The following is a 5,200-nucleotide window of genomic DNA, read 5'->3' as shown; positions in this document are numbered from 1 at the left end:
CGCTCATCGGCTTCGGCGCCGACGCCTCGCACGCGCAGGAGCGCACCCACCTCGATTCGCTGCGCGCGCTGGGGCGCCTGTCGGTGGCCTATCTGATGTCGGCGCCCGTGGCGCGGCGCGACCGCCGCAGCATGGGCTCCATCGAGGGCTTCACCGAACAGCTCAGGCCCGAGGAGATGCAGGTCAACACCACGCCGCTGCCCGACCCGCAGGCGTTTCTGGAGCCGAAGGACTGATCAGCGCGGCGCCGCTTCCTCGGCCAGCAGCGGGCGCAGCGCCCACAGGCCGAGCGCGGGGCCCAGGGCCAGCCAGGGCAGCAGCGCGCCCAGCGGCACCGAGCCGGCCAGCCACACGAACAGCAGGATGCTGGCGATGCTGATGCCGAAGCCGATGCTGTTGGTGAGCGTGAGCACGCTGCCCACCGCCTGTGGCGGTGCGTTGCGCGCGGTGAGCGTGCTGAACTGCGGCGAGTCGCCCGACACCGTGATGCCCCAGAGCACCAGCCAGGCGTAGAAGGCCGCGTCGGGCGCGCCCAGCAGCAGCGGCGTGGCCAGGCAACAGGCCCCGCTCATGGCCAGTTGCGCGCCCGCCACGCGCGCGCTGCCCCAGCGCTGCGCCACCCAGCCGCCGCCCGCGCAGCCCAGCGCGCCCGCGCCGAGCACGAGAAACGCGGCCCAGGACAGGTCGGAGCCCGACAGCCGCGTGGCCAGGATCAGCGGCACCATGACCCACATGGTGTAGAGCTCCCACATGTGGCCGAAGTAGCCCAGCACCGAACTGCGCACGCGGGCATCCGTCCACACGGTGCCCAGGGCGCGCCACTGCAGCTGGCTCACGCGCGCCACCGCGCCGGGCGGATCGCCCAGCGCCGCGTACAGCAGCACGCCGCCCGCGGCCGCCAGCGCGGCCACGCCCAGCATCAACGTGGGCCAGGGCAGGGCGTCGCCGAGGGCGCGCAGGGCGTGCGCGCTGGCCGAGCCCACCACCAGCGCCGCGATCAGCAGGCCCAGGGCCGCGCCCAGGCCCTTGCTGTACCACTGGGCGGCGATCTTCATGCCCACCGGGTAGATGCCCGCCAGGAAGAAGCCGGTGGCGAAGCGCCACAGGAGCAGCGAGGTGAAGTCGCGCACCGTCCACCACGCGCCCACGGTGCAGGCCGCGCCCGCCAGGGCGCAGACCAGAAAGACCAGGCGCGGCGAAAAGCGGTCGGCGATGGCCAGCAATGCGAACACCAGCGTGCCCGCGATGAAGCCGAACTGCAGCGCCGAGGTGAGCGTGCCCACCGCACTGGTGGCCCAGCCGAGCTCGCGCTGCAGGTCGGGCATGACCGCGTTCACCGCGAACCAGAGCGAGGTGCCCGCGAACTGCGCGAGCACCAGGACGGGCAGGACGTGGCGGGGGGGCGCGGGCCGGTTCATGGTGCGCAGCTTAATCGCGCGCCATTTGCTGCGCTGCCGCGAAGGTTCAGACCCCGCGCGCGCGCTCCGCATGGAAGCGCTGCCGGAACTCGCCGAACGTGCCCGCCTCCAGCGCCGCGCGCACCTCCTTCATGAGGTTCAGGTAGTAGTGCAGGTTGTGGATGCTGGCCAGCATGGGCCCCAGCATCTCGCCGCAGCGGTCCAGGTGGTGTTGGTAGGCGCGGCTGAAGCCCTCACGTCCGCCCTCTGCCCAGCTGACCCCGCCGCTGCCCGCGCAGGCGTAGCAGGTGCAGGTCTCGTCCAGCGGGCGGTGGTCGGCCTTGTGCCGCGCATTGCGGATTTTCAGATCGCCGAAGCGCGTGAACAGCGTGCCGTTGCGCGCGTTGCGCGTGGGCATCACGCAGTCGAACATGTCCACGCCGCAGGCCACGCCTTCCACCAGGTCCTCCGGCGTGCCCACGCCCATGAGGTAACGCGGCTTGTGCGCGGGCAGGCGGTGCGGGGTGTGGGCCATGATGCGGCGCATCTCCTCCTTGGGTTCGCCCACGCTCACGCCACCGATGGCGTAGCCGGGGAAGTCCATCTCCACCAGCGCGTCCAGCGACTCCTGGCGCAGGTGCTCGAACATGCCGCCCTGCACGATGCCGAACAGCGCGTTGGGGTTTTCCAGGCGCTGAAACTCGGCCTTGGAGCGCTGCGCCCAGCGCCGGCTCATCTCCATGCTCTGGCGCGCCTCGGCCTCGGTGGTGATGTGGCCCTTGGTCTCATAAGGCGTGCACTCGTCGAGCTGCATCACGATGTCGCTGTTGAGCCCGGTCTGGATCTGCACGCTCACCTCGGGCGACATGAAGAGCTTGTCGCCGTTGACGGGGCTGGCGAAGTGAACGCCCTGCTCGGTGATCTTGCGCATCTCGCCCAGGCTCCAGACCTGAAAGCCGCCCGAGTCGGTGAGGATGGGCTTGTTCCAGCGCTCGAAGGCGTGCAGGCCGCCGAAGCTCTTCATCACCTCCTGTCCGGGGCGCATCCACAGGTGGAAGGTGTTGCCCAGGATGATCTGCGCGCCCATGGCCTCCAAGCTCGCGGGCGTGACGCCCTTGACCGTGCCGTAGGTGCCCACGGGCATGAAGATGGGCGTCTGCACCACGCCATGGTTGAGCGTGAGCGTGGCGCGGCGCGCGTGGCTGTTGGGGTCGGTCTTGAGCACCTCGAAGGTCAGCATGGAATCTCTCGTGTCTCGATGGATGGGCGCAGGGGAGCGGTGCGGCCTCAGGCTGGCAGGTCGCCGAACAGCCGCGCCACCAGGCCGCGCAGCCACAGGTGGCCGGGGTCGCGGTGCAGGTGGGCGTGCCAGAGCTGGTGGATGGTGTTGGTGGGCAGGCGCAGCAGCAGCGGTCGCATGACCAGATCGAAGGGCCCGAGCGCGCGCTGGGCGAAGCGCTCGGGCACGGTGGCGATGAGGTCGGTTTCCGCCAGCACATGGCCCAGGGCCACGTAGTGCGGCACCGTCAGGTGCACCTGGCGCGCCACGCCCAGGCGCTCCAGCGCGGTGTCGACCTGGCCGTGGCTGGTGCCGGCGGCCACCACGCGCACGTGCGCGGCCTGCCGGTACTGGGTCGCGCCCAGGGCCTTGCGGGTGCCGGCCAGGGGGTGGCCGGCGCGCATCAGCGCCACGTAGGGCTGGCGGAACAGCGCCTGCTGGAAGAAGCCCGACTGCAGCTGCGGCAGCGAGCCCAGCGCCAGGTCGACGTGGCCGCTGGCCATTTCCTCGCGCAGCGCCTCGTGCGCCACGGGCACGCAGCGCAGGGTCACGCCCGGCGCCTCGGCGGCCAGCGCGTCCATCAGCACCGGCAGGAAGTAGATCTCGCCCACGTCGCTGAGCGCCAGCGTGAAGCAGCGCTGGCCATGCGCCGGGTCGAAGGAGGCGCGCACGTTGAGCGCCTCGCGCAGCGTGCCCAGGGCCTGGGCCACGGGCTCGGCGAGCTGCTGCGCGTAGGGCGTGGGCTCCATGCCGTGCGGCTTGCGCAGGAACAGCTCGTCGCCCAGGCATTCGCGCAGGCGGCGCAGCGCGTTGCTCACCGCCGGCTGGCTTTGCCCCAGGCTGGCCGCCACGCGCGAGACATTGCGCTCGCGCAGCAGTTGGTGCAGCACCACCAGCAGGTTCAGGTCGATCTCGGACAGCTCCATGGCGGCCGGTATTCTATTTGTGAATATCTTGTATCACCTGGATTCCGTTGCCGGATGACGCGCGGCGCGCCACCATCCCGGGGTGCCCCACGCGCACCGACCCTTGGAGACAAGACCATGAACCCCACGCCCGACACCGGCGGCGCGCCGGACGCTTTGCGCTGGGAAGCCGGCGACACCAGCCGCATCCCCTTCGCCGTCTACACCGATCAGCAGCGCCACCAGCGCGAGATCGAACGCTTCTTCTACCGTGGCCACTGGTGCTACGTGGGCCTGGAGGCCGAGATCCCCCAGCCGGGCGACTACCGCCGCTCGGTGGTGGGCGAGCGCTCGGTCATCATGGTGCGGGCCGAGGGTGGCGCCATCCACGTGGTGGAGAACGTCTGCGCCCACCGCGGCATGCGCTTCTGCCGCGAGCGCCACGGCAACAAGAAGGAGTTCGTCTGCCCTTACCACCAGTGGAGCTACGCGCTCAATGGTGATCTGCAGGGCGTGCCGCTGCGCCGCGGCGTGCGCCAGGACGGCCAGGTCAAGGGCGGCATGCCGGCCGACTTCGACCCCAAGCAGCACCACCTCACGCAACTGAAGGTGGCCGTGCGCGGCGGCGTGGTGTTCGCCTCCTTCGACCCCGAGGTGGAGTCGCTGGAGGACTACATGGGCCCGACCATCCTGGGCTACTTCGATCGCCTGTTCAACGGCCGAAAGCTCAACATCCTGGGCTACAACCGCCAGCGCATCCCCGGCAACTGGAAGCTGATGCAGGAGAACATCAAGGACCCCTACCACCCGGGCCTGCTGCACACCTGGTTCGTCACCTTCGGCCTCTGGCGCGCCGACAACAAGTCGGAGCTGCGCATGGACGCGCACCACCGCCACGCGGCCATGATCTCCACGCGCGGCAGCGCGGGGCAGGCCACGGGCAGCGCCTCGCAGGTCACGCAGGTCTCCAGCTTCAAGTCCAGCATGCAGCTGGAGGACCCGCGCTTCCTGGACATCGTGCCCGAGCCCTGGTGGGGAGGACCCACGGCGGTGATGACCACGCTGTTCCCCAGCGTGATCTTCCAGCAGCAGGTCAACAGCGTGTCCACGCGCCACATCCAGCCCGATGGCCACGGCGCCTTCGATTTCGTCTGGACGCACTTCGGCTTCGAGGACGACACGCCCGAGATGACCCAGCGCCGCCTGCGCCAGGCCAACCTGTTCGGCCCGGGCGGCTTCGTCAGCGCCGACGACGGCGAGGTGATCGAGTTCTCGCAGCAGGGCTTCGAGAGCAAACCCGGCCACCGGGCGCTGGCCGAACTCGGCGGCCGCGAGGTGGGCGAGACCGACCACATGGTCACCGAGACCCTGATCCGCGGCATGTACGCCTACTGGCGCCAGGTGATGGAGGCCCCGCTGTGAACCGCGACACCACCTCTCTTGACCTGTCGCTCTACCACGAGCTTCAGGCCCTGTACGCCGACTACGCCTTGGCCGTGGACAGCGGCCAGTGGGACCTCTGGCCCGGCTTCTTCACCGAGGACTGCGTCTACAAGCTGCAGCCGCGCGAGAACCACGAGCGCGGCTTCCCGCTGGCCACGCTGTCCTTCGAAAGCCAG

5 protein-coding genes and 1 pseudogene are annotated in these 5,200 nt (G+C 70.3%); 3 read left to right on the top strand and 3 right to left on the bottom strand.

Annotated features, from left to right (window positions below; all coding sequences use genetic code 11):
* A pseudogene (locus BGO22_RS21000) lies at positions 1-236 on the top strand (osmoprotectant NAGGN system M42 family peptidase); the annotation flags it as partial.
* Here the strand turns inward: BGO22_RS21000 and BGO22_RS20995 are convergent.
* Genes BGO22_RS20995 through BGO22_RS20985 form a run of 3 tightly spaced genes read right to left on the bottom strand, consistent with a single transcriptional unit; the run spans position 237 to position 3,602 of the window.
* Entirely contained in the window at positions 237-1,418 is a 1,182-nt protein-coding gene (locus BGO22_RS20995; protein WP_286852358.1) for an MFS transporter, read from the bottom strand.
* A 46-nt stretch (positions 1,419-1,464) separates the two neighbouring features.
* A complete protein-coding gene (tgt, locus tag BGO22_RS20990) occupies positions 1,465-2,637 on the bottom strand; it encodes a tRNA guanosine(34) transglycosylase Tgt (protein ID WP_070399494.1) in 1,173 nt (390 codons plus the stop codon).
* Positions 2,638-2,684: 47 nt separating this feature from the next.
* Positions 2,685-3,602, bottom strand: coding sequence for a LysR family transcriptional regulator (locus BGO22_RS20985; RefSeq protein ID WP_070399495.1), 918 nt, complete (start codon positions 3,600-3,602; stop codon positions 2,685-2,687).
* 117 nt (positions 3,603-3,719) lie between these two features.
* Here BGO22_RS20985 and BGO22_RS20980 point away from each other — a divergent pair, with 117 nt between their 5' ends.
* A complete protein-coding gene (locus tag BGO22_RS20980) occupies positions 3,720-5,003 on the top strand; it encodes an aromatic ring-hydroxylating dioxygenase subunit alpha (protein WP_286852357.1) in 1,284 nt (427 codons plus the stop codon).
* Positions 5,000-5,200, top strand: a 201-nt coding sequence (locus tag BGO22_RS20975) for a nuclear transport factor 2 family protein (RefSeq protein ID WP_286852356.1), incomplete at its 3' end; no start/stop codon positions are given. The genes BGO22_RS20980 and BGO22_RS20975, both read left to right, overlap by 4 nt.

The organism is Hydrogenophaga sp. 70-12 (assembly GCF_001897365.1).
Taxonomy (GTDB): Bacteria; Pseudomonadota; Gammaproteobacteria; order Burkholderiales; family Burkholderiaceae_C; genus Hydrogenophaga; species Hydrogenophaga borbori.
The sequence above is the reverse complement of the archived record's forward strand: the minus strand, read 5'-3'. Positions and strand labels throughout refer to the sequence as shown.

Coding starts and splice junctions, on each gene's coding strand:
- BGO22_RS20980 (WP_286852357.1), top strand. CDS start 3,720: ATGAACCCCACGCCCGACACCGGCGGCGCGCCGGACGCTTTGCGCTGG.
- BGO22_RS20995 (WP_286852358.1), bottom strand. CDS start 1,418: ATGAACCGGCCCGCGCCCCCCCGCCACGTCCTGCCCGTCCTGGTGCTC.
- tgt (WP_070399494.1), bottom strand. CDS start 2,637: ATGCTGACCTTCGAGGTGCTCAAGACCGACCCCAACAGCCACGCGCGC.
- BGO22_RS20985 (WP_070399495.1), bottom strand. CDS start 3,602: ATGGAGCTGTCCGAGATCGACCTGAACCTGCTGGTGGTGCTGCACCAA.